The organism is Methanosarcina subterranea, assembly GCF_055385895.1.
Genome location: NZ_AP042426.1, coordinates 1,279,899 through 1,305,402 on the forward strand (window position 1 = coordinate 1,279,899; position 25,504 = coordinate 1,305,402).

Annotated in this window: 22 protein-coding genes and 2 pseudogenes; 18 read left to right on the forward strand and 6 right to left on the reverse strand. The window is 38.5% G+C overall.

Annotated features, from left to right (window positions below):
• Window positions 1-6: 6 nt before the first annotated feature.
• Window positions 7-297, forward strand: a complete 291-nt coding sequence (locus tag ACZ5A8_RS05760; RefSeq protein ID WP_322221675.1) for a hypothetical protein — start codon at window positions 7-9, stop codon at window positions 295-297.
• Between the two features lie 251 nt (window positions 298-548).
• Here ACZ5A8_RS05760 and ACZ5A8_RS05765 read toward each other — a convergent pair.
• The 4 genes from ACZ5A8_RS05765 to ACZ5A8_RS05780 form a co-directional block, all read right to left on the reverse strand.
• Window positions 549-1,680, reverse strand: a protein-coding gene (locus tag ACZ5A8_RS05765; RefSeq protein ID WP_464532739.1) for an IS630 family transposase whose coding sequence is annotated in 2 segments (ribosomal slippage) — window positions 549-1,248 and window positions 1,247-1,680 — 1,134 coding nt in all. Because the reading frame shifts where the segments join, the coding sequence is not laid out codon by codon here.
• Window positions 1,681-2,237: 557 nt separating this feature from the next.
• Window positions 2,238-3,494 (reverse strand): hydroxymethylglutaryl-CoA reductase (NADPH), encoded by a 1,257-nt coding sequence (hmgA, locus tag ACZ5A8_RS05770; protein ID WP_464532740.1) that lies wholly within the window; start codon window positions 3,492-3,494, stop codon window positions 2,238-2,240.
• Window positions 3,495-3,691: 197 nt separating this feature from the next.
• A complete protein-coding gene (locus tag ACZ5A8_RS05775; RefSeq protein ID WP_464532742.1) occupies window positions 3,692-3,877 on the reverse strand; it encodes a hypothetical protein in 186 nt (61 codons plus the stop codon).
• A gap of 271 nt (window positions 3,878-4,148) precedes the next feature.
• Complete coding sequence (locus ACZ5A8_RS05780; protein ID WP_048065599.1) at window positions 4,149-4,517, reverse strand: DsrE family protein; 369 nt, start codon at window positions 4,515-4,517, stop codon at window positions 4,149-4,151.
• Window positions 4,518-5,333: 816 nt separating this feature from the next.
• Here ACZ5A8_RS05780 and ACZ5A8_RS05785 point away from each other — a divergent pair.
• The 10 genes from ACZ5A8_RS05785 to ACZ5A8_RS05830 all read left to right on the forward strand — a co-directional run bounded on the left by ACZ5A8_RS05785 (window position 5,334) and on the right by ACZ5A8_RS05830 (window position 17,311).
• Window positions 5,334-7,355 carry a methyl-accepting chemotaxis protein gene (locus tag ACZ5A8_RS05785; RefSeq protein WP_464532743.1) on the forward strand — a complete coding sequence of 674 codons (2,022 nt, stop codon included), beginning with the start codon at window positions 5,334-5,336 and terminating at the stop codon, window positions 7,353-7,355.
• 356 nt (window positions 7,356-7,711) lie between these two features.
• Window positions 7,712-9,709: a methyl-accepting chemotaxis protein gene (locus ACZ5A8_RS05790; protein WP_464532745.1), complete on the forward strand. Its 1,998-nt coding sequence runs from the start codon at window positions 7,712-7,714 to the stop codon at window positions 9,707-9,709.
• Window positions 9,710-9,797: 88 nt separating this feature from the next.
• Window positions 9,798-10,277 (forward strand): chemotaxis protein CheW, encoded by a 480-nt coding sequence (locus ACZ5A8_RS05795; protein WP_464532746.1) that lies wholly within the window; start codon window positions 9,798-9,800, stop codon window positions 10,275-10,277.
• Window positions 10,274-11,074 carry a CheF family chemotaxis protein gene (locus tag ACZ5A8_RS05800; protein WP_229391850.1) on the forward strand — a complete coding sequence of 267 codons (801 nt, stop codon included), beginning with the start codon at window positions 10,274-10,276 and terminating at the stop codon, window positions 11,072-11,074. Before ACZ5A8_RS05795 ends, ACZ5A8_RS05800 begins: the two co-directional genes overlap by 4 nt.
• A 17-nt stretch (window positions 11,075-11,091) precedes the next feature.
• Complete coding sequence (locus ACZ5A8_RS05805; protein WP_229391849.1) at window positions 11,092-11,454, forward strand: response regulator; 363 nt, start codon at window positions 11,092-11,094, stop codon at window positions 11,452-11,454.
• Window positions 11,455-11,467: 13 nt separating this feature from the next.
• Window positions 11,468-12,520, forward strand: coding sequence for a protein-glutamate methylesterase/protein-glutamine glutaminase (locus ACZ5A8_RS05810; protein WP_464532747.1), 1,053 nt, complete (start codon window positions 11,468-11,470; stop codon window positions 12,518-12,520).
• The gene (locus ACZ5A8_RS05815; protein WP_464532749.1) at window positions 12,510-15,254 is read left to right on the forward strand and encodes a chemotaxis protein CheW; all 2,745 of its coding nucleotides are present in this window, start codon (window positions 12,510-12,512) and stop codon (window positions 15,252-15,254) included. Before ACZ5A8_RS05810 ends, ACZ5A8_RS05815 begins: the two co-directional genes overlap by 11 nt.
• Window positions 15,247-15,849: a chemotaxis protein CheC gene (locus tag ACZ5A8_RS05820; protein WP_464532750.1), complete on the forward strand. Its 603-nt coding sequence runs from the start codon at window positions 15,247-15,249 to the stop codon at window positions 15,847-15,849. Before ACZ5A8_RS05815 ends, ACZ5A8_RS05820 begins: the two co-directional genes overlap by 8 nt.
• Entirely contained in the window at window positions 15,846-16,508 is a 663-nt protein-coding gene (locus tag ACZ5A8_RS05825; protein ID WP_464532752.1) for a chemotaxis protein CheD, read from the forward strand. Before ACZ5A8_RS05820 ends, ACZ5A8_RS05825 begins: the two co-directional genes overlap by 4 nt.
• On the forward strand, window positions 16,499-17,311 hold the full coding sequence (locus ACZ5A8_RS05830) for a CheR family methyltransferase (RefSeq protein WP_464532753.1): 813 nt from the start codon (window positions 16,499-16,501) through the stop codon (window positions 17,309-17,311). The genes ACZ5A8_RS05825 and ACZ5A8_RS05830 overlap by 10 nt, the downstream gene beginning before the upstream one ends.
• Before the next feature lie 114 nt (window positions 17,312-17,425).
• Here the strand turns inward: ACZ5A8_RS05830 and ACZ5A8_RS05835 are convergent.
• Window positions 17,426-18,442: pseudogene (locus ACZ5A8_RS05835) on the reverse strand (IS110 family RNA-guided transposase); the annotation flags it as partial.
• Between the two features lie 386 nt (window positions 18,443-18,828).
• Window positions 18,829-19,065: pseudogene (locus tag ACZ5A8_RS05840) on the reverse strand (IS110 family transposase); the annotation flags it as partial.
• Between the two features lie 930 nt (window positions 19,066-19,995).
• On the opposite strand from ACZ5A8_RS05840, the gene ACZ5A8_RS05845 reads away from it, so the two are divergent.
• The 7 genes from ACZ5A8_RS05845 to ACZ5A8_RS05875 all read left to right on the forward strand — a co-directional run bounded on the left by ACZ5A8_RS05845 (window position 19,996) and on the right by ACZ5A8_RS05875 (window position 25,496).
• Window positions 19,996-20,580, forward strand: a complete 585-nt coding sequence (locus ACZ5A8_RS05845; RefSeq protein WP_464532755.1) for an archaellin/type IV pilin N-terminal domain-containing protein — start codon at window positions 19,996-19,998, stop codon at window positions 20,578-20,580.
• Window positions 20,581-20,591: 11 nt separating this feature from the next.
• Complete coding sequence (locus ACZ5A8_RS05850) at window positions 20,592-21,185, forward strand: archaellin/type IV pilin N-terminal domain-containing protein (RefSeq protein WP_464532757.1); 594 nt, start codon at window positions 20,592-20,594, stop codon at window positions 21,183-21,185.
• A 71-nt stretch (window positions 21,186-21,256) separates the two neighbouring features.
• A complete protein-coding gene (locus ACZ5A8_RS05855; protein ID WP_464532758.1) occupies window positions 21,257-21,958 on the forward strand; it encodes a hypothetical protein in 702 nt (233 codons plus the stop codon).
• Window positions 21,940-22,419: a hypothetical protein gene (locus ACZ5A8_RS05860; RefSeq protein WP_464532760.1), complete on the forward strand. Its 480-nt coding sequence runs from the start codon at window positions 21,940-21,942 to the stop codon at window positions 22,417-22,419. The genes ACZ5A8_RS05855 and ACZ5A8_RS05860 overlap by 19 nt, the downstream gene beginning before the upstream one ends.
• A complete protein-coding gene (locus tag ACZ5A8_RS05865) occupies window positions 22,385-22,897 on the forward strand; it encodes a flagellar protein FlaF (RefSeq protein WP_464532761.1) in 513 nt (170 codons plus the stop codon). Before ACZ5A8_RS05860 ends, ACZ5A8_RS05865 begins: the two co-directional genes overlap by 35 nt.
• 1 nt (window position 22,898) lies before the next feature.
• Entirely contained in the window at window positions 22,899-23,615 is a 717-nt protein-coding gene (gene arlH / locus ACZ5A8_RS05870) for an archaellum protein ArlH (RefSeq protein ID WP_229391838.1), read from the forward strand.
• A gap of 36 nt (window positions 23,616-23,651) precedes the next feature.
• Window positions 23,652-25,496, forward strand: coding sequence for a type II/IV secretion system ATPase subunit (locus ACZ5A8_RS05875; protein ID WP_464532763.1), 1,845 nt, complete (start codon window positions 23,652-23,654; stop codon window positions 25,494-25,496).
• The last annotated feature ends 8 nt before the right edge of the window (window positions 25,497-25,504 follow it).

The following is a 25,504-nucleotide window of genomic DNA, read 5'->3' on the forward strand; positions in this document are numbered from 1 at the left end:
ATTAAAATGTCACTTCTAGAGCCCGTAAAAAACTTCTTTATCAAAGGCAGGGGCGTCTTACTGGGGTTTCCCCTGATATTCCTGGGCGCTGTTCTGTTTACTCTTCACAAAGTTCTGGGCCTGGTTACAGTCACTCTCGGGATCCTTTTTCTCACGATGAGTGATTATGTTATTGAACATGAAGAGGAAAGTGAAGACGAAATAATAGGGAGGGAATTGCCCGGAGAAAAGGTTAATGAGAATGGAACTGGTGAAGATAACAAAGATAAGGGTGAAATAAACGAAAGAACGAAATAAACAAAATTAATAAAATAAAACAAACAGATACTAATTGCGTGTCTGGACATAATACGGGATAGTATAAACCATAAGCATGCGAATTAATTTAAATTGATAACAGTAAACTAATTAAAAATCAAATAAATCAGGAATTTTAAAACATATATAATATCTTCCCAAAAAGAATACAGCCTATCAAAACAATTCCCAGTATAAGTATATCCAGCTGAAGTACGGCGTATAATATGAAAAAGCAAACTAGTGTCTCGTCAATCCTCAATTGTCGGATAAAGACGTGACAATTTTATCCTTGCATCATCTGTTGTAAATTGCCAATTAACCTTTGAATTTTTGTTGTTTCTATAATTTTGCCATGCGAATACTTCTTTCCTAACAAGCTCGATGTTATCCATTCTCCTTTTTAAACATTGACCTGTAAGTACGTTCAGTTCAATCTCTGCCATATTCAACCAGCTTCCATGTTTTGGCGTGTACACGAACTCAAATCTATCCCATAGCGCCTTTGCTTTGGGTGGTGGAAATGTTTCGTAGAGAGATCCAGGTATATGCGTGTTTAGATTGTCCATTATTAACGTAATTTTATCTGCATTTTCATGTTGAACTTCTATTTCTTCCAGGAAATAAGCCCAGTCTCGCTTTGTTTTTCTTTCTGTAATCTTTACCATTCTTTTCCCTGTCAACGGTTCACAGGCAAGGAATACATTGCACATTCCATTTCGCTCATATTCATAATCGTACCTGGCTGGCTTTCCTGGTGAGCAGGGAATAGGAATCCTGGTTTCTGCAATCAGTTGTTTTGGGGATTCGTCCATACATATAACAGGATTTCGTGGATCGAACGGACGTTTATAAACATCCAGAACCATTTCCATATTCGCAACAAAGCTACTGTTTTGTTCTGGAGGAATTACCCATTGTTTCTTTTGCCAGGGTTTGATTTCGTTTTTTTAAAGTATGGCGTATTGTTTCGTGAGAAATATCCTCGAAATAGCCAAGTTCTACAGCCTTATCGGCTAATAATCTCAAAGACCATCTTGCAAAACCTTCAGGGGGTTGACTGCAACTAAGGGCAACTAAATGGGCTTCAGCATCACCATCAATTTTTTTAGTATAAACACGATCGCTTTCTTTCCCGTTGAGGGCAACTTCAAGGCCTTCTTCAACAAATCGCTTTTTAACACGGTCAATTTTTTTCATGCTAATATTCAGGATACGTGAGATTTCTTCATTGGTTGAATGGTTAACATTCAATTCACTTTTATCGCAATTAAGCAAGATCAGAGCATTGAGAATTTGTTGAGAGTTATGTTTTCCCTTTGAAGCAAGTTCACAAAGAGATCTACGTTCATCTTCGGTAAGTGTCACAGTATATCTAATCATAAATGATATTTATGAAGATCATTCAATATAACTCTTAAGACGTTTAATCGTTGACGAGACACTAGTGAAGTAACTGCACAGGCCAGAATATCAACAGGATTGCTCATACCTGCCTCCATTCTTATTTAGAAATTCACATTATGATAAACATTTCTACTTTGAATGAAATTTTAATATTAATCTAACTTATAATATCTCAAAAATATCATATCTCAAAAATATCTTTTATAAAAGATATTTAAAGTGCCTGAAAGTTGCATGGATTAGTAAATAGTTCTCTTACTCAGTAAAAGTTTACCTGAATTCGTAAAAAGTTTCCTCAATTGCTTAAGATCACCTTAATTACAAAAAAGCAACCTGAATACTTCAAGAAGTAACCTGAATACTTCAAGAAGTAACCTGGATATCTAAAGCAGTAAATTATGAAGAAGAAAATACAATACCCCTCCCTGCTGCTTTCATTATGAAGGGGTTTTTGCTTTTTTAGTGCATAGTCACGATTATGTTTTTCTTACCGGCTGGATTGGACTGAGTTTCCTGTATCTTTTTCCGTGGCTTCAAAACTTTCCACGGCCGAGCTGTGCGTGGGCGCGCGCCAGATGTCCGGCAGCCTGTGCTCCTATAAGAGAAATCTCTCCTGCAAGTACTGCAGAGGCTACGATTTCTGCAAACTTCCGGGAGTTTATGCCCGGAGAGTCTCCTGCTCCTGCCACACCAAGGATATTCAGGCAATCTCTCTGGGTCCCAAGGCCAGTACCTCCTCCGACTGTACCTACAGGAAGGGCTGGCAGTGTGACCGAACAATGGATTTCTTCATATTTTGTAAGTTCCATACTTGTAATTGCGGTGCTGCCTTCAACAACATGAGCAGCATCCTGCCCACAGGCGAGATAGATAGCAGCAATAACGTTTGCAGCGTGAGCGTTAAATCCAATGGCTCCTGCTCTTGCCGAACCAAGCAGATTTTTACTGTAATTTACCTCAAACATTGACTCAGGGGTACATTTGAGAGTTCCTTTGACTACCTCTCCAGGAATGGTAACTTCGGCTACTACAGTCTTTCCTCTCCCAAGGATGGTGCTTATGGACGCAGGCTTTTTGTCAGTGCACATATTTCCTGAAAGAGTAACAGGCTGTGCTCCGAACTCGTCTTCTATAAGGTGCATCACTGCGTCTGTAGCTATGGTGACCATATTCATGCCCATTGCATCTTTTGTATCATAGGAAAACCTGAGATAGACATACGTTCCGGTCACAAAGGGCTTTACTGAGAGCAGTTTTCCGAACCTGGTTGTCTTTTCGGCAACTTCTTTCATCCGCTTAAAAATTTCTGGACTCTTCACCCAGTCGTAAAATTTTTTGGTTCTGTCAAGGCTTTCAAGCTTAAAGACCGGTGCCCTGGTCATTTCGTCTTCAAAAACTCTTACATTTGCCCCACCAGACCTGGTAATAACTGAGCAACCGCGGTTTACACTGGCAACGAGGGCTCCTTCAGTTGTAGCCAGAGGAATATAGTATTCAGATCCCGCATATTCTCCATTTACCTTCAGAAGCCCGGCAACTCCCAGAGGGATCTGAACTGCCCCTATCATGTTTTCAATATTCTTCTTTGTTACAGTTTCCACTTCCAGAGAGAAGTTATGTATATGTTCAAATTCGAGTTTTGCATACTCCTGAATGGCAAGTCTCCGGATTTTTATGGCTGTTAACGGGTCTGCAAACTCTTCAATCTTACGAAAGGCTATATCCCCATCTATAACCTTCTGTAAAAGAAGCTTTTCTTCCTCACCAAGTTCATAATCTTTTAAAAACATGAAACCACCAATTAATCTCTTTATTTCCTTGCTAAAAACTGATATCTTATCATAGTACTATAGTAAGAAGCGCTAATCCGAATATTTTGCTCGTTTGAATATGGCACCCTTGTGTTAAGATCCATTTTTACTCTAAATATCTGCATATTAACATATAATTCATTCCTCAAAAACAGTTTCCATGCTTCTTAGATAGCTTATCTGAATATGTCTGAAAGAATAAAAATTTTTGTCTGTTTTACAGCAGCATTTATAAAAAATAGCTTAAGAATATTTTCTTTATCAAACCTATGTTTAGCAAATATGCCTTCAATTAACCAGCTTGTAATCTTTAGTTCTATCTCTAATTCTGTCTCTAATTCTGTCTCTAATTCAATCTCCAATTCAATCTCTAATTAGATCATTGAAATTAATGTTATTCAACATAATAATAGTAATAATAATAATAATAATAATAATAATAATAATAATAATAATTTTAAAAATATTTTTAAAAGTATGTTTAGAAAGGTAACTTTAAAAAATGGTCATTAAAAAACAGTTGTTAATTGATAATTTTTAACTAATTATTTTAAAAAAGATTTTATTGGAGTTTTAAATACTCTTTAAAGTTGATTTAAGATTGGCTGCTGGTTTTAAAGTTAGCTATCAGATTCAAAAATTTATAATAAGCTGGTTTTCCTCTCTGTACGTCAGAAATAGTTCAGCTACATCTTTTGAGCAAATAAACTCAATTCCCGGGATCAGTTCTTCCTTCTTAAGGCCAATCATATCTGAGGCAAGCTGACAGCATCGAAACTCTACTCCCATCTCAATGCATTCCTGAACTGAGGCATCGTATTTAGGTGACCCTCTCGTTTTATCTTTCTTTGCAAGCAATACTCCCATAGGTCCCCACAGAATAACCAGCACATCGAGTCCTTTACTCCTATAATACTTCGCAAACTTGAGAGTTTCCTGCGGGCTGGTGCTTTCATACACCATATTTTTGAGTAGCAGTAGTACCTTTTCGACTTTTGTCATAAGAACCCCAGGTCTGAATAATACATTTCTGAAACAGATTACCTGGATGTATATAAAGTTTCACATTGACAACGAGGGTATAATCATTTTTTCACTTCATTTATATAAATTTATCAACTCCCTCATAAGCCTATGAAATCTGTACGCTTATGCACAATTTAATTAACTTTATTGTAGTTCGAAAACATTAAGTTGCTTCTCAACTCTTAAGAGGTTTGAGTTCCCTAAACTCAATAAATTTATAAAGTCTAAAGACAATTATAGAACCAATTTTGAAATTGTATCTTGCTGAAATTATAAGTCTTATGCAAGCTGGTCATCTATCTTTACATGGTGCTCTGTTAAGTTACTACTGTAAGACAGTTTCCATGAAGGTATCTCTCAGTCAGGTAAAGTATTTTTTCTATAAACATTCTTCCTCTCCTTCTTCGTTTTTGCTTCTTATTGTACTATGGTGTCAGATCAGACTTTTTTATTTCATAACAGAGCATTTGTAGTTCTATACGGCATAAAGTTAGAAGGTGGAATATTTCATTTTCAATCACTTTTGGAACTGCTATTACAACCCGGAAACATATTTAAAAAATTTCTTAAAATTAACATTTCAACAAATTTTCTCCGCGTAAGTATTACTACACATTTCAATGTTAGATAACTGAATTGTTATGTTTGCTTTTCACTGCCCGAGTGAAGCAAATACTTAGCAGTAATTGAAATTTTATTGTTTGTAAGAGTTTTATTTTCACCTATAATCTTATATACTGCCTATAATTATATTAATAGTTTGTATTTATATATTTAGGAGATTGGTATTTTATGACTTCAAAAGATTGCGATTTGAAGTTTCAACCTCAAAATGACTCTGAAAAAAAATTTATTGAAAATGTGGATTCAAAAGCAAAAGAGATAAGCTGGTTAATAGATAACCTTCCTGTAACTGTTTTCAGAGTATCGAGTGAATCTTCCTGGGCTATACATTATATCAGTAAAAGTGTGGAAAAACTGACCGGTTATTCTAAGCTGGATTTCACTTCCCAAAATATATCGTGGTCTGATATTATTCTTCCAGAGGACCTTTCTCTTGTCGATAAGGTTGTACAGAAATCTATGAAAAACAAAACTCCTTATCAGGCTGAATACAGAATCAAAAAATCCGACGGTAGTATAGTCTTTATTCAGGAGCAGGCTCGTCCGGTAAAAGATGATGGAGGAAACATCAATTATATTGACGGTGTGTTTCTGGATGTAACTCCGCAGATAATACGGAGAGAAGAATCTCAAAGGGTAATTGTTAACAGCATACCCAAGCCATCACTTGCATATTATGTAGATTCGTCTCGAAAGATAAAATATCTTAATGATTACTTTGCAGAAGTTTGCAACCTTAATAGTTCGGATGAAATCGTCGGGATGTCGCCTTCTGAAATAGTGGAAAGTAGTAGTTTGGCACGCGGTAATGAGAAAACTAAATCGATTGCTGAAAAAGTACTGGAAACCGGAGAAGCAGTCTATAATCTTGAAGGATCCGTCAAACTCAGGGGTGCAGATAAATCTCTGTTTATAGTGCTCTCATCCGTCCCAATAAAAGATGAGGCTGGTTCCATTGTTGGCAGTCTTACAATCTTTACTGATATGACTGAGATGAAAGAAAAAGAAAAGGAAGTTGAGGACCTTTTAAATTATACTAATAGCTGTCTGAAGGAGCTTGGCGGAGGCATCAGGCAAATCAGCGAGGGGGACCTTGACGCTCATCTGGAAAAGATCAAGGACGATGATTTTGGCAATACTTTTGACGAGTTCAATAAGCTTGTTACTAATCTTAAATGTGTTATTGAGGATATCCTTGCAGACATGCTCACAACTCTTGAAGAAGCCCGGCAATCGGAAGAAGCCGTCGGCCAGATGAATACCGGTATGCAGCAGATTTCAACCGCAGCAGAACAGATCGCAACCGGTTCAGAAAACCTTTCAAGGCATGCAGGCACAGCAGCTTCGGATATAAAAGCTTCCGAAGAAATTTTCAAAAAGCTCAGCGAATCTTCCACTAAATCTTCCAGCTACGCTTCCCAGGCAGGCAAAACAAGCGAAGAAGCCCAGGACCTCAACAACATGGCTCTGGAAGGAGTGGAGCAGTTTGTTGCAGAAATTTTCAAACTCGGAAACATAGTTCACTCTCTGGATGACGCTGTCAACAACATAGGTGCTGTTACAGGGAAAATCAAATCTATTGCAGATCAGACCAACCTTCTCGCATTGAATGCTGCCATTGAAGCCGCAAGAGCCGGTGAATACGGCAGGGGATTTGCCGTTGTTGCCGATGAGGTCCGAAAACTTGCTGCCGATTCAAGGAAAAGTACTGATGAAATAAATGAGATTGTTACAAACGTCCAGAAAGAGACCAAAAAAGTGACCGAAGCTATTAATGCAGCGGATGTCCAGGCTAAAACCGGAAGCAAAAACATTAAACAGGCTTTGAATAAGAGCCACGAAATTGCCACTGCCGTTGCCACCATAAACTCCATGCTTATTGAACTGGACAGGCTTGCAGATGAAGGTCTGGCCAAGATTGAAAATATTGAGAAAAGTATCAGTGAAACCGCATCCACAGCTGAAGAAAATGCAGCAAGCAGTGAAGAAACCTCTGCCGCTATCGAAGAACAGACAGCTGCCATGCAGCAGGTAAGCACTTCGGTACAGAATGTCAGCGAGCTTGCCCAGAAAACAGTTGACATTCTTCTGGAAAATTTCAATGTTTCGGGAGAAAAGAAAAACAATCAACCCTCTTCTGGAAAGCCACAGCATTTCGATAGGAAGGGAAAGTCTAAAGCGAAATTCTAAATTGTAGTTTGTACTGAATTGTTTGATATAACTTTTCGAGTTCAGGCTAATGGAATTCATCAGTTTGTATTCTGCAATTCCCATTAGCCCTATTTTTCAGGTGTATAGAATGAGTTATAATACTCAAATTGTAAATGTGGATAATAAAGAAAGGGAGATAAAGTCTATTATCTATGGATAAATGAGTTATTATGTCTGTTTTATCCTATCCATATATAAAAGCTATATATAAAAGCAGTTAAGAAATATTTAAAATTTTGGTCAGACGAAATGTTTCTTTTTTTACCTATAAATTTAAATACTTCCTCTAATTATAATCATAGTTATTATATAAATCATTAGGGGATTGATTATATATGCCTTCAACAGTTCTTGATTTAGGAAAGACGAAACAAAAGAACTCACCAAAAAATTTAGTTGAGGATGAGGATTTAAAAGCGAAAGAGATAAGCTTACTTATAGACAGTCTTCCAGTAACTGTTTTCAGAGTATCGAGTGAGTCTTCCTGGGCTATACATTATATCGGTAAAAGTGTAGAAAAACTGACCGGTTATTCTAAACTGGATTTCATTTCCCAAAAACTATCATGGTCTGACATTATTCTTCCTGAAGACCTTTCTCTTGTCGATAAGGTTGTACAGAAAGCAATGAAAAATAAAACTCCTTATCAGGCTGAATACAGAATCAAAAAATCCGATGGCAGTATAATCTTTATTCAGGAACAGGCTCACCCAGTGAAAGATGATGAAGGAAATATCGCTTATATTGACGGTGTGTTTCTGGATGTAACTCCACAGGTTAAACGGAGAGAAGAATCCCAGAGGACTATTGTCAGTAGCATACCCAAACCATCACTTGCACTTTATGTAGATGTTTCCGGAAAAATAAAGTACATTAACGATTACTTTGCGAAAGTCTGTAAGTTTAAAAATATGGACGAAGCAATCGGTTTATCGCCTTCCGACTTAATGGAGAGCAGCACTAAAAAATCACTTGCTGAAAAAGTACTGGAAACTGGAGAAGGAGTCTATAACCTTGAACGGTCACTTAAACTCAAGGCTCTGGATAAGCCTCTACACACAGTAACCTCTTCCGTAGCTATAAAAGATGATGCTGGAGCAATTATCGGAAATCTCACAATCATAACTGATACGACTGAGATGAAAGAGAAAGAAAAGGAAGTTGAGGACCTTTTAAATTATACTAATAGCTGTCTGAAAGACCTTGGGGAGGGTATCAGAAGGATTGGCGAGGGGGACCTTGATGCTCACCTGGATAAGATCAAGGACGATGATTTTGGTAATACTTTTGACGAGTTCAATAAGCTTGTTACTAATCTTAAATGTGTTATTGAGGATATTCTTGCAGACATGCTCACAACCCTTGAAGAAGCCCGGCAATCGGAAGAAGCCGTCGGCCAGATGAATACCGGCATGCAGCAGATTTCAACCGCAGCAGAACAGATCGCAACCGGTTCAGAAAACCTTTCAAGGCATGCAGGCACAGCAGCTTCGGATATAAAAGCTTCCGAAGAAATTTTCAAAAAGCTCAGCGAATCTTCCACTAAATCTTCCAGCTACGCTTCCCAGGCAGGCAAAACAAGCGAAGAAGCCCAGGACCTCAACAACATGGCTCTGGAAGGAGTGGAGCAGTTTGTTGCAGAAATTTTCAAACTCGGAAACATAGTTCACTCTCTGGATGACGCTGTCAACAACATAGGTGCTGTTACAGGGAAAATCAAATCTATTGCAGATCAGACCAACCTTCTCGCATTGAATGCTGCCATTGAAGCCGCAAGAGCCGGTGAATACGGCAGGGGATTTGCCGTTGTTGCCGATGAGGTCCGAAAACTTGCTGCCGATTCAAGGAAAAGTACTGATGAAATAAATGAGATTGTTACAAACGTCCAGAAAGAGACCAAAAAAGTGACCGAAGCTATTAATGCAGCGGATGTCCAGGCTAAAACCGGAAGCAAAAACATTAAACAGGCTTTGAATAAGAGCCACGAAATTGCCACTGCCGTTGCCACCATAAACTCCATGCTTATTGAACTGGACAGGCTTGCAGATGAAGGTCTGGCCAAGATTGAAAATATTGAGAAAAGCATCAGTGAAACCGCATCCACAGCTGAAGAAAATGCAGCAAGCAGTGAAGAAACCTCTGCCGCTATCGAAGAACAGACAGCTGCCATGCAGCAGGTAAGCACTTCGGTACAGAATGTCAGCGGGCTTGCCCAGAAAACAGTTGACATTCTTCTGGAAAATTTCAATGTTTCGGGAGAAAAGAAAAACAATCAACCCTCTTCTGGAAAGCCACAGCATTTCGATAGGAAGAAGAGTTCTAGAATATACTGAATGTCGAATTCAGAGCTGTTCGATTTCAAGGCTAACGGAATGTTGCGGTTAGTATTCTGCACTTTTATCAGCCTTCAGGTGATATAAAATGAGTTATCATAGTCAGATTGTAAATGTGGATAATACTATTCAGGTAATTGTTTTCAGTCTTGGAGAGGAAAGATATGGAGTTGAAATTTCCCAGGTGAAGGAAATTATCCTGCCAACTCAAATCACCAGAATTCCAAATGTACCTGTCTTTGTAGAGGGAGTCTTAAACCTCAGAGGGCAGATAGCAGCCATTATCAACCTCAGGAAAAGACTTGGCAAAGAAGCTAAGAAAAACGATGAAAATACCCGGATTATTGTTGTTGAATACAATAATGCCACGATAGGAATGATGGTTGACAGTGTCAGTGAAGTAAAATACCTATCTTCCCAGAATATCGAGGAGATACCCAGGTTTTTGGCTTTAAGAGACGATTCAAGGTTTTTAAAGGGAGTGGGGAAACTTGAGGACGGGCTTCTTACACTGATGGACCTTAAAGAGTTGTTCAGTGAAGAAGAGCTGAAGGAGATAAAGGGATGACCGATAAAATCCACCTTCGAGCTCCTGTTAAAACTTACGATGGCGGATGGGTGGATGTGGGACTTGTAGTGACCGACAGCAGTCTTATTATAGGCAAGAGAAGCATCCCTCTCGGGGAAATAGAAGATCTGGAAGATATTGATGTAGAGGGTGTTAATTGCATCCAGATTAAAAAAGAGGGAAAATTCATACTTAAACTTCCTCCAAATCTTCATCACCAGGTTTTCAAATTTATTGCATTTAATCTCAAAGCAGACAAGTTTGCAGTGTTTTTCCTATCATCTGCTACTGTTGGTGGCGTTGTCTCATCGAATGCACAATGGGAAAAAGGGTATTTCAGTGTAACAGATGAAGGATTCTGGTTTTTGTCCTCTAAAAACCAGAAGAGAATTCCAATTGAAAATCTCGGGTCTGTTAAAACCGATCTTAGAGATGTAGGTGGGAAACAGAGAAAGGTTCTTGTCCTTTCTCATGTTGAAAAAAGTAATGTAGTAACAAGCCTGGTTCTCTGTCCGGAAAGCACGCTGGAAATGCTTGAAAGCTATCTTCAGCGACTTTTTGAAAAACATAAACCAGCGATTAAACTGTCCGAAGATGAGATGCAAATTCTCACTCTAATTTATTCTGGATTGGATTTTGCATCAATTGAAAATATTATTGGGATATCAACAGACGGACTTAACAGTTATTATGACCGCCTTGTCGATGCCGGGTTGGCTAAAGTTGTAAAAATCAGAAAAGAAATTGAATTGACCCCTCACGGGGTAAGTATGGTTGATAAAATATCTAAAAGATAATTTTTAGGGGGATAAATATGGCAAAAGTATTGATCGTTGACGACACAGCTTTTATGAGAAAACTTTTAAAAAACATTCTTTTCGGTGCCGGATTTGATATTGCAGGGGAAGCCGAAAACGGAAAGCAAGCTGTGGAAATGTATAGAGGGCTCAAACCGGATGTAGTTACAATGGATGTTGTCATGCCAGAAATGACAGGAATTGACGCATTAAAGCAAATAAAGTCCATTGATAAAGACGCTAAAGTTGTGATGTGTACTGCCATCGGGCAGGAGAATATAGTAAAGACAGCCATAAAACTGGGAGCAAGAGGCTACATTATAAAACCTTTCCAGGCTCCTAAAGTCATCGAAGAGATTAAGAAAGTAATCGGTGAATGAATTTCGGGGTAGCATGATCCGTACTCTTATTGTTGACGATTCTGCCTTCATGCGGATGGCAATAAGAAGCATGCTTGCCAGCAGCCCGGATATAAAGATAGTCGGAGATGCGTGTAATGGAAAAGAAGCTGTAGAAAAGTCAAAAGCATTACACCCTGATATTATTGTAATGGACGTTAACATGCCAGTTATGGATGGGCTGACTGCTGTTAAAACCATTATGAATACGGATCCGGTTCCCATCATCATGTTTAGCACTCTGACTACCGAGGGCTCAAAAGAGGCATTAGAAGCTTTGCATCTCGGGGCAATAGATTTTGTTACAAAATCCGAGTCCCACCATGAAGTAAGTAAAGTAGAGAGCGAAATTATTGAAAAAATAAAAAATATCCACAGATCAAACCCGAACATCTTAAGATTACTTAATATGAGGAAATTTAAAGGGGAGGTCGTCAGGGGAAAATGGAAATGTTCCGGGGATTTTGGAATTCTTATTGGCTCATCTACAGGTGGCCCTTCATCTCTTGAACAGGTGATACCCAGGCTACCCGGAGATTTGCCTGCCCCGGTTTTTGTTGTCCAGCACATGCCTGAAGGTAATTTTTGCAGGCAGCTGGCAGAAAGATTGAATTTTCTGTCGGAACTGGAAATAAAGGAAGCCAGAAATAATGAAAAAGTAAAGGCAGGTGCTGTTTATGTGGCACCGGGCGGCTACCACATGACCGTCAGAAAGGCTCTGGATGTCACAAGAATAAAGCTCATTAAAAGCCAGCCGGTCCATGCTGTAATGCCCGCGGTTGATGTAACGGCTGAAAGTATGTTAGAAGTGTATGGAAAAAATATAGTTGCTTCTATCCTTACAGGTATGGGAAATGATGGTGCTTCCGGATTTAAAAAAATACGAGATACAGGTGGCTCCACAATTGCGTGCAGTGAAGACACCTGTGTTATTTTTGGGATGCCAAGAGCTGCAATTGAAGCTGGAGCTATTGATGTTGTGAAACCCATTTTTGATATCCCTGAAGAAATTGTGAGCAGGTTGGAGGTGAAATGCAATGGAAAGTGATATGGCAGCCTATAAAAGCGATTTCCTTCAGGAAATATACGAGTGTCTCGATGTATTTAATCAATCTTTTGTGGACCTGGAAAATGGAGACGCTGCCGCAATTGACGAAATCTTCAGAATAACCCATACAATAAAAGGAATGGCTGGATTTCTCGGATATACATCACTTGAACATCTGTGCCATAGCATGGAAGAGGTCCTTTGTGGCATAAAAAATGGGGACATAGAGATAGATGGTGAACTGGTTGACATTCTGCTTTCGACAGTTGACCGAATCATGGACATTGTTAAACAAATAGAAAACGCAGATAATGATAGTGTAAAAATAGATGACCTCCTGGAAGCTTTTGAAAGTTACGAAAAAACGAAGGATAGTGGACAGGAGACTCTTTGTATACTACCATTGGAAAATAAGGTCTTATCTCCTAAAATAATATCCATGAATCAATCAGAAGAAAATACTTCTACAAACTCTGAATGCCCTGAAATAAAAGAAAATAAGGAAGCCTGCGATCCGGATGACTGTAATCTTGTTCTGGATGTAATTCTTGCTAATGACTGTGTTATGAAAGGTTTGAGAGCAGCGTTAATCATAGAATCTCTCAAAGATATAAGTAAATTAGCTAAAACAGAGCCAGATGAAAATGGGATGGATAAAAACTTTGATGGTCACTTTAAAGTATTCCTTTCAGGGGAAAGCGATGAGGTTGAAGGGCTAATGGATAGAATTTCAGAAATTGAACAATTTAATATTTCTGAAATTAAACCCCTTAATATTGACCGTAATGACGATACTAAATGTGATAATTCTTTCTCTGATAATAAATTTAATAATTCTGCCTCATATGACAAATTTAATAATTCTGTCTTATATGATAAATTTAATAATTCTATCTCAGAGGAATCTCAACTAGATGCCCCCTCAGCTCCAGCTATGGTGTCAGAAACAGCTGTTTCATCCACAAACAAATTAGATACATTTCACTCCTGTATATACAGTCTGGCAGCAAGACTGCGTTGCATTTTAAGTAGAATAAGTAACTCAATAAACTGTTTCAAAATAACCGAATCTGCTGGAGTACTTCCAAAGAAAAAATGTAAGGGTTCTTCTCCTGACGGGTCTAATTCACAGGAGATTCATGTTTTAGAAAACGACTCTGAAATAAATTCTGCAATTCCTTATCAAGAGTCAAAACTGGATGAAAACCGGATCTCAGAGCAAAGTTCTAAAAAATCTCCTGATGAAGGTATTCCTGATAAGAGTATTCCTGGTGAGAGTATTCCTGGTAAGAGTATTCCTGGTAAGAGTATTCCTGACCAGGGTATTCCTGACCAAGGTATTCCTGATAAGGATATTTCTGATAAAGGTATTTCTGATAAGAGTATTCCTGATAAAAGTATTTTCGATCAAGAGCTTCGATTAGATAAAATCCAATCTCTGGTAGAGGACTCTGAAGATCTCCATATTCAGGCATTAAAGCCACAGCAGATCCCTGAAATCGGAGAATCGGAAAAAGACCCAATCAATCACTTCTCTGAATCGGTAACATCCTCAAAAGAACCGCTGGAAACAAAAAGACAGGAAACTATCCGTGTCAGGACCTCCAATCTTGATAATATAATGAATCTTGTTGGTGAGCTTGTTATAAACAAAGGACGTTTGCTTCAGATCTCTCAGGAATATAACTTGCCTGAACTGGAAGAAGCAACCGGGACTCTGGATAAATCAATCTCAAGCCTGCAGGATGAAGTTATGAGAATAAGGATGGTAAAAATTGAGAGAGTATTCAGTAAGTTTCCACGTATGGTAAGGGATTTAAGTAGAAGATTCAACAAAAATATCGAGTTTGAAATTGAAGGGCAGGATACGGAACTGGACAGGACGATTTTAGATGAAATTAGTGATCCTCTGGTTCACCTGGTGAGAAATGCCGTTGACCACGGTGTAGAATATCCTGATGAGCGGAAAAAAGCCGGAAAAAGCGAAGTAGGGCACATAAAACTTTCCGCCAGAAGAGAGAAAAACAACGTAATAATTGAGATTGAAGATGACGGTAAAGGCATAGATGTTGAAGTATTAAAAAAGAAAGCTGTTGAGAAGGGCTTATTATCATCATTTGACGTAGAAAACCTCAGTGAAGAAGAAATTCGAATGATCATTTTTGCTCCGGGTTTTTCGACAAAGGAGTCCCCAACAGAGATATCTGGGAGGGGTGTGGGCATGGATGCGGTAAAAACTGCTGTTGAAAAACTGGGAGGAAAGGTCAGGGTATATTCAAAGAAAGGAGAGTTTGCCAGAATCAGAATTGATCTGCCTCCTACAGTTGCTATAATAAAATCTCTTTTAGTAGAGGTCGGGTCCGAGACGTACGCGATCCCGATTGCTAACGTTGTGAAAGCTTTGAGTGTTGATAGCAGTGATTATAAGCTCGTTAAAGAAACTCCTGTGCTTTATATTCGGGATAAGCTGATACCAACTGTAGGGCTGAAAGAACTTTTCAATGTAGAATGTGATAAATTAGATAAAGAAATCGCCATAATTGTTGAAAAAGAAAATGAGGAAATTGGCCTCATAGTTGATTCTATTATAGACCAGCAAGAAATTGTCATTAAACCACTGGGAAACACTTTCTCAAATTCAAAAGGATTTATCGGTGCCACAATTCTGGGTGATGGGCGTGTAATACCGATTATAGATGTTTCAATGCTTATAAAGGGTGATATTGATGACTGATTTGGAAAATCTTAGTGAAGTGGAACTGGATGTTTTAAAGGAACTCGGGAATATCGGGACCGGGCATGCTGCAACATCTCTCTCTAAATTACTTAATAAGGACGTCTTCCTCTCAGTTCCGAAGGTTAAGATCGGAGAAATAAAAAATCTCTCCAGTGAATTCATTGGCGAGGTTGTTGCAGGGGTAATCATAGCACTGCAGGACCTCGAAGAAAAAAGATCCGGATATCTATATATTATGTTTCCCGAAAAGTCGGCAAGAAAAATTGCAGGCGATTTATTCGGTCTGGAAGAGCTGGATGAGGAAATGTATGAGTCTACAATTATGGAGGTCGGGAACATATTATCCTCCTCTTTTTGTGATGCATCAGCTGATTTTATGGATATTATATTACTCCCGTCCCCTCCCAATTTCGCAGTAGACGTACCTACGGCAGTCATTGATTCGGTAGTTTCGCAAATGGCCAGGAAAAGCGATCATATAATTCTATTTGAGACCTCCCTCAGCTCTGATTCGGATATAGAGATTTATTTGGCTATGCTTCCGGAACCCTGTCTGCTTGATGATATGATGAAAATCCTGGGACAGCTATGAGTAGCAATATTTTATTCGTCTCGAATGAACGTGGGAAAGTGATTTTTTTAACCAGCAGGGATGTACTGGTGAAATCTTTTTGTTCACTTTCGAATACCTGCTCATTTCAGGATTCTTGCCGGTCATGTGATATGGTTAATGCTGCGAAAAGTCACCTGATGGGCACCAGATCAAATTTGAACATTAAAAACCTGGACGGAGAACTATCTGCCGGGATAGGAGAATACAAGATCGGGAAAAATGTCCTCTTAAAAGTAATGGGTCTGGGCTCCTGTATTGGCGTTATTCTTTCCGATGTTTCAACAGGCCTATGCGGAATAGCGCACGTGCTGCTCCCCGGGGCTTCAAATAACGGCGAAACCAAGTATGCAGAAACAGCCATAGAAAAAATGTTTGAAGATATGGTAAAAATGGGGGCAAGGAAAAACAGGATTACTGCAAAGTTTGCAGGAGGAGCCCAGGTTTTTAAGCATATGAACCTGGACATTCTCAAAATTGGCGATAAAAATGCAATATCCGTTGAAGAAACTCTGATTAGAAGAAATATTCCGATTCTTGCAAAAGATGTGGGTGGGGAAGTCGGCAGGAATGTTATTTTTAATCCTGCAGACGGCAGCATGATTGTCAAATATACTAAAGGGGAAGTACTGTGGTTGTAAATATTGACGATGACTTTAACTTTCTTGTACGAAAAATTTCGAAATCATCGGGTATTATTCTGACCGGGTACAGGGATACTTATCTTAGAAGAAGAATCGACCTGAGGATGAAAGTTGTAGGTGCGGATAACTATGCAACTTATTCCGGGCTTCTGGAAAAAAATAAGAATGAGATGAAAGAGGTTATAAATTCCCTTACGGTAAACGTTACAGAGTTTATGCGGGATAAAACTCCATTTATGTTTTTCCGGGAAGAAATATTGCCTGATATAATGGAAAGGAAAAAAAAGTCCAGAAGCAACATGGTCAGGTTCTGGAGTGCAGCCTGCTCCTATGGAGAGGAACCCTATTCGATCGGCATCTGCTCAAAAGAGGTTTTGCCGGAAGACTGGAGCGTCTCCATCTATGCAACGGACATTGACGAAAAATGCCTGAAAGGAGCTTCCCAGGGAATCTACAGCAAAGAGCAACTAAAAAATATGGACCCTTCCATTACACGCAAGTATTTCGAGCCTGCAGGGGAAGACTTCAAAGTTAAAAGCATCCGGAAGCTATTGATCAGATTTCAGAGACATGACCTTACCAGTGAACCTCCGATTTCAAAACATTTTGATGCCGTATTCTGCAGAAACGTTATGATCTATTTTAACGAGAATCAAAAAATAAAAATGCTGAATGATTTCTATAATTCTCTTTCAGATGGCGGTTATCTGATTATTGGCAAGTCCGAAACTTTGCCCGTTGAAATAAGGGAACTGTTTACTCCTGTCAGTGTGAAAGAGAAAATTTTCAAAAAAGTATAATTTGCTGCTTATCTTAAACTGGCTTCTTATTTTTACGGCTGTAAAGATAAGCCTTCGATTTTAGAAGGTTATTTATTTACTTATTTGGCATGAAAGTACATGAGGATATCTTCCTCACGTACTCTCTCTGTCTTCTTTTCCCATAATTGCGAATATTCCACTAATTATTTTGATCCGTTCATCAGCCGAAAATATTTCAGTTTCAACAATCTTTCTCTTTTGAACTTCTCCCTTTTCATACCCTGTCTCATCTTCATACATCTCATCACTTGTGATAAGATGCCATATTATCGTTGCAATTTTCCTTGCCAGGGCAATAATCGCCTTTGCATATCCAATTGACTTCTTTTTTCTGTTAAAAAACTCTTTTAACCTGCTATTCTTCTTTCTTGCTGCTGCTTGAGCAATCTGTGTCATAATCCACCTTGCTACTTTTGATCCTCTCTTTGTGATTCTTCCATTATGGTATTTATCTGCAGATTGATACACATTCGGAACTATCCCAAGCCATGAAGCAAGTTTATCCCCTGAAGAAAAGTCTTTGAAGTTTCCTATCTCAGCAATTAAAGTTGCCGCACTCAGTTCTCCAATCCCAGGGACTGACATTAAAATTTCCATTTCATGTTTATGATTTCTATAAGCGTAATTGAAAATTTCTCTTTCCAGAATTTCGATTTCTTCATCCAGATGTTTTATAATGTTCAGGCACATCTGAAGCCTTATTGCAGCACTCTGAGATATTTCTCTGTCCAGAATCTCTCTTATCTGACCAGCTTTCTTCCGAACATTTGGAGAAAGTGATTCTATAATCTGATCAATATTTTTTCCTGAAGAAATTCCTGATAGAATTGCTCTTCCATTTTTTCCGAAAATGTCTGTTAGCACATCACCTAGATGTAACATTTCAGAAGAAAGAATAGCATGAGCTTCATTTTTTATATCTGTCCTTTTTCTTACAAGAGTTAACCTGAGCCTGACATACGACCTGAATTCCCTGTGCTTTTTAGGAAAAACTCTTGACGGTTGAATCATTTTATTCAATGCAAGTTGTGCAATGACTTCCGAATCTATCTTATCGGTCTTTTTATGTGTAAATGCTTTCATATCTCGCGCATTTCCAACTATAACCGGAGTTTATACTTTATAGTATAAAGCCACATCAAGCGACATGATCTACTTAGGGTCTAACAAAAAATTAATTATGTTGGGTAACAATTCCAAGCATTTTAATATAAAACCGACAAATATAGAACCAATTAAATAAATCGGTGTGGCACAAAAATAGTTAATTTCCCACTATATGGGGTCTAACACAGGATCTCTGTAACAAGACGCCCTATTATGGTTTCTTTAGTATAATATGGTGAAAATCATATAAGTATCAATCGGTGAGCTAGTTCAATATGTGGTGACGCCAAAATTGAACGAAACGAGTTTGGAACTTAATTAATTTCTTGTTAGACCTACATAATATCCATAGCTGTACCACGATTTTTATGAGATCTTATAAACTCCGGTATAACAGGCAAATGATCTATCAATGACTCATAAATCGGAACCCAGAAGTCACTTGTTGATTCACAGGCAACAACATCACATTCTTCTGATGTCACCCAATTTTTAAGGTTTAAAATTCCATCATCATCTCTATCAAAACGTTGTAGCTGTTTTTCACCGGATCTGCTGAGAATAGTAGCAATGACAAAATGTTTGTGAATGTCTAAACCACAAGATTTGTTTATTTCTCCTTCCAATTTACATTACTCCATCATTTCAAGGACAGTGGAATTGCCTCAAAGGCAATTTGGCATCCGTAATCAAAGTCACATCTGGGCCTTCGATGGCAATTCGCTGATTAGTTTTTTGACGGTTTCACAGAACCAAAGAAAAGACAACCTTACTGTCCTAAGGTAATGATGGAGTTAATAAACAAAAAAGTTAGGTATAAAAGGACTTTCATCTTTTTGGGCATGTTATTCGAAGAATATCATGTGCGTTTTTTGTTTAAATTGTTTTATTCATATACTGGCATTTTTCAATTCATCTTATCCATTTTAACTATCGACAAATGTATCCTATGAAGAACAAATACGGAACGTGTGGGGGGTTCATACGCAAAAAAGCCTCTAATTCTATATTTTCATATACATGACTATAAATTGCGGCACTCTTTATTTTATAGAGAAAAGTGAATGGATATATCTGATCTTTGTGATAATCTTCTTTTATTTATCTTCAATTATAGGGTTTCCGTCTATCTGTCGCGGCAATAACGAAAAAAAAGAATCAACTGCCTTTCTAAATGCTTAAAGATGAGATTATTTATATATTAATAATTAGTTTCCTGTGAACTTTCTTATTTTTTTCATTAAAAACTAACTAAATTATATGCCAAAGAAAATTTATGTTTTTTGTTCGTAATGACGCTAAATATAAATACCTTTTTCCTACATCGAAATCGAATTTAAACTAAAAAACAACATCATTTGAATTGAATCCTGTCCTGAATATTCTCTAAAAAATATCCGTAAATTCTCTTTCTGCAGATATAAATCTTTTAAAAGTTCCTCTGTTATTTATTAAATTTTATATAAAGTTAACCCTATAACAGCCGAAACATTTATAATATTAACTGATATTCTATTTACTGTTATAATAGTCACACTATATTGAGGTGATTTATAATGTGGAATCGATTAATTAAAGATGAAAAAGGGTTTACGGGGCTTGAAGCAGCAATCGTGCTGGTAGCCTTCGTCGTCGTAGCTGCAGTTTTCAGCTATGTCATGTTGGGAGCTGGGTTCTATACTACTCAGAAAAGCCAGGAAGTTGTACACACTGGTGTAACGCAGGCAAGCAGCAGCATTGCACCTTCTGGAGATGTAATTGTCACATCAACAGTTAACGACCAGGCAAATGTGATCACATTTTATGTAACTAACACTGCTGGTGGAACAGCTGTAGACCTAGATAAGACAGTAATTACCTATACAGATAATGACGATTTTGTAACGAAGGCGTACAACGCTGGAGCTAATGGATGGGTTTATACCCCGAAGATTTTTGAGACCGGTCACGCAGCCAACCTGCTCGAAAAAGGTGAAAAATATAAGATCGTAGCTACTTTGGATACCCTTGGTGCTACTACACCACCAGAACCAAACGAAGCTGTCAAGATCCAGCTAAAGCCACCAGAGGGCGCAGTCCTTACTATTCAGAGAACAATGCCCGCTTCGCTTGTCGCTACACACCATTATCCGGTTTACTGAGGTGATCTGTAATGTGGAATAAATTACTCAAAAATGAAAAAGGTTTTACTGGTCTTGAAGCAGCAATCGTGCTGGTAGCCTTCGTCGTCGTAGCTGCAGTTTTCAGCTACGTCATGTTAGGAGCTGGATTCTATACAACCCAGAAGAGTCAGGAAGTTGTACATACAGGTGTACAGCAGGCAAGCAGCAGTGTTGAACTGAGTGGAGATCTAATTGCCGAAGGTGATACTGTTGCTGATCCTAAAGAACTTAAAAATATCAATTTATGCTTACAACTGACTTCAGGCGGATCACCAGTTGATATGACTAAAACTCTTATAGTTTATTCATCTCCAACTGTAGCACCAACTGAATTGACACTCGATCCTGATGCCCCTGAAACTGCCGTTGCAGATACCAATTTCGCTGTAACAGCAAGTTATAATGATAACGGTGATTTAATCCTGGAAAGGCTTGAAAAATTTGATATACAGATTGATGTAACTGGTAACGATATAGTCGCTAATAGCGAATTCCAGATTGAAATCAAACCTCCTCAGGGAGCGACCTATACTATTCACAGGCAGGCACCTCCATCAATTAGTGCAATAATGACACTCGTCTAAAATAGAAGTAATAATGACACTCTTCTGAGTGCCATTATTTATTTTTTTGAAAATGCTATAGCTTTGGTGATATGATGAGTGGGGAATCCTTTGACCAGTCAATGATTGATAAAATTGTGGCTACAGCTGAAAGCGACACTATAGAATCCAAAGTTGCAAATCTTGAAGAAGAGGTAACTGAGATCAAAGGCTCTATAAAAAATCTCCTTATGGACATAAGGGAAACGATGGGGGTCCTTGAAAACCCTTTCCAGAATATTCAGGGTATTGCTAATATTTCCGGGGCCATAATAAATCCCAGACCTGCTGAGGATGGTAAGAAGGAAGATCCTAAAAAAGAAGAAGTAAAAGAAGATGAGCCTGATGATACGGATCTGGAAATGGAGCAGGTTCCAAAAAATCCTTTTGAAGATATGAGGCAGGCTGTTAAGAAACTGCCTAAAAGGAATGATTCAAAACTTATTGATCCCCTGTCCTTTTACAGGACCATTGTCTGGAGCAAGGACATGGTGGGGAAATATGACCATGATGCCATAAAGGAATTGATTGAAGTATTCTCTCTCCTGGGATATATTCCCTGTGATATTAAGGATATTATTCTTAGGGTCATTGAGATCCTTGCCAAAAACAACAACCTCGATGACGCAGTAATGGATCTGTACAGACTTTATCATATACTTAATCCGGATGATCTGTCTCTTGATTCAAAGGTACTGGATTACGTCCTGAATGAAAATGATACGGTGAAGAACGCATGGCAAAGGAAGTCATAACTTCAGCAATACTCGTAATAGTGAGTGTTATAGCTGCAGTGACTTTTGTTAATGCCATACTTCCTTCCGTATATGGTCTATCAGAATCTTATAGCTCCGTTGCACGTAATATGGAAGATCAGTTTAAAACAGATGTCGATATCATATTTATTTACCCTGATGAGAACACTGATACTATTTACGTCTGGATAAAAAACGTAGGGTCATCAAATGTACCCCTTTCACAGCTACAATATTGTGACATCTTCATTCTTTCTTCTTCAAACTACTGGAACCCTGGATTTGAAGCGGATTCAAATCCATCCTGGGAATACACTCTTGAAAATGGGGACGGAGACACCTGGAATCGTGGAGAAACTATTAAGGCAGCAATAGAGCTTGATGCCCTGCCAAGTGACATTTATAAAATTACCTTTTTCCTTTACAATGGGGTATCAACATCAGACACGTTCTCGGTGTGATATTATGGGCCTTGATACAATAATCGTCGCGTTCTTTGTGATCGGAACGATTCTGGTTGTTGCAGGTACTATTACAATGGGGGCTAATAATCTTGTAGAATCTTCTTATAACGGATACGTTTCAGCCCATCAAACAATGATGGATAGGCTCCAAACCAGTATTGAAATACAGAATATGCGGTTTAACGTTTCAACTAATCATACCAGCTTCACAGTTGCAAATACAGGTGAAACCAAATTAAGTAACTTTGGACTATGGGATGTTATCCTGGTGAAAGAGGGTCAGGTGTCCTATTTGAATGAATCTCAGTACGATATAACCTATAATAATGATCTTCTAAACCCTCGTATTCTGGACCCTCATGAAAGTATTAACATTGAATTATTAATTGAGCTTGAATCCGATGACAGTTTTATTGTAAAAATTATCACGGAAAACGGTATCGTCTCTTCCGCAGAACATGTGGCAGGTGAATAAAATGGGACAAACAGAGGATAAAAAAGGCATTATTTCAAGTGGCAATGATGAAATCGATAAAAAATTAGGTGAGGGCATCCCGTTAGGTTCTCTTGTGCTCATTGAAGGCGAAAACGACACCGGGAAGAGTGTATTCTGCCAGCAAATGGTGTATGGCGGATTGAATCAGCTTTACAGGATAGCCTATTATTCAACCGAGAATACTGTTAAAAGCATGCTGGCTCAAATGGAAAGTCTGAGCCTCGATATCTCGGATTTTTACAGCTGGGGCTATTTCACGATTTTTCCGGTTCATCTCGAAGGTGTCGAATGGACTTCCGATCAAATGAAAGGAACTCTGCACCTTGTTACAAATCATATTAAAAGTATTAAGGAAAAAGTAATTATAATTGACTCCCTCACAATGTTTACGACTTACTCTGATGAGGATAATATACTTGAATTCCTCACAAGTTTGAAAAATTTGTGTGACAAAGGGTACACAATCTTCATCACTTTGCATCAACACGCTTTCAAAGAGGACACACTTGTCAGAATACGGTCCTCATGTGATTGTCATCTATTTCTGAGAAAAGAACAGCTCACTGACCGCTACATCAGTGTTATGGAAGTTTCAAAAATAAGAGGGGCTAAGAAAAGCACAGGCAATATAGTGAGTTTTGAAGTCCAGCCTGGATTCGGCTTAAAGATAATTCCAATATCACAGGCCAGAGTATAATTAAATTTGAAGTAACTAGTTGCGTATGGGGTTGACATGGATAGTATTGAAGAGAAGCTGAGTCTTGAAGATGGCCGTGCACTTAATGCAGGGGTATATACCAATTTTCCGTTTAAACCAAAAAAATATGATGGGCATGACCATTCAAACCTTAAAACATGCAACCTTTACAAGCTCCTCCCTCCGGAAATGAAAAAAGAGGTTGAAAGCAACCTTCATCTTCTGGAATACCTTCATATCCTGCCCATAGACACAATGGGTATACCCAGATATGTTCCCAAGCTGGAATCAAAACACGGCGATATAGAGGACCCCAATCTGATCTACAAGGTCAACGACCAGATCTATGTGCACATTTATCCAAACAAAAATGACATAAGGGATTTCTATATTCCTATTGAGCCCATACTTCTAACCGGTGTTGGGCGGCTCATTAAAGAAATAGAAATAAAACTTGTAGATCATCTTACAGGGATTGAGTTTGATCCTGAAAATCTGGATGAAAAAGAAAGGATACTGAAAGAATCTCTGGATGCTATTTGCATAATAGGCAATAAAAAGCATGTTGATAATTCTACTTCCGGCGTCAAAAAACTATTAGGGTCCAGATTATTTCCAGCTAAGGATGATCCTGATAAAAATCGTATGTACATGACAAAAGAACAGTATGATGCGCTGAAATATTCAGTTCTCAGGGACAAAATCGGAGTGGGGTTTCTTGACCCCTATATACATGACAATCACATTGAAGATATTACATGCAATGGTCTGGGGCCTATTTTTATTGAACATAAGGTGTTCAAGGGTCTGAGAAGTGTTATTGAATTTAATGACAATGATGCACTCAACCAGTATATCATCAGGCTTGCAGAAAGGATCGGAAAGCCCATAACTTTCAAAAACCCTATAGTGGACTCCACACTCCCGGACGGGTCAAGAATTAATATTGTTTTTGGTGACGATATCAGTAAAAACGGGAGTAATTTCACCATACGAAAATTCGCTGACATTCCGTTCAGTATCCTTCAGGTTATAAAAGGTGGAACCCTGGATTACAGGATGGCAGCTTACCTGTGGATCCTGATCTCCGAAGGAATGAGCGGTTTTATCTGCGGCGAAACCGCAAGTGGAAAAACAACTACATTGAATGGTATTACCGCATTTATAAATCCTGATTCTAAACTGGTTTCAATTGAAGATACGCCTGAATTGCAGATTCCTCATAAAAACTGGACCAGAGAAACAACAAGAGGAAGTACAAGAGGCGGAGGAATAGGGGAGGGTAGCGGTTCGGATGTTACAATGTTCGACCTCCTTAAAGCAGCATTGAGGCAGAGGCCAAATTACATCCTCGTAGGAGAGATCCGAGGTGTTGAAGGAAATGTGGCATTCCAGGCTATGCAGACAGGGCACCCCGTCATGTCAACCTTCCACGCTGCAAACGTAGAAAAATTGATCCAGAGACTTACAGCTGACCCTATAAACATTCCTAAAACGTATGTGGATAACCTCAACTTTGTCATAATCCAATCTGCGGTCCGGAGACCGGATGGTAAACTTGTGAGAAGAGTCCTCAGTATAAATGAGGTTCTCGGATACAATCCGGATAAAGGTGGAATTTCATTCATTGAAGCCTTTTCCTGGGACCCTGTTACTGACTCGTTTATTTTCAGTGCTATGGGAAGTTCATACATCCTTGAAAATAAAATTGCTACAAGGCTTGGAATTCCTGGCAAGAAAAAGAAAGCAATTTACGATGAAATTGAAAAAAGAGCAAAAATACTGGAGAGATTAAGCAATGAAGGAATTGTGAATTACTACGACTTTTTCAATACGGTCGCAAAGATTACAAAACATGGCATGCTGAGGATTCAATTCTAAATGGTGGT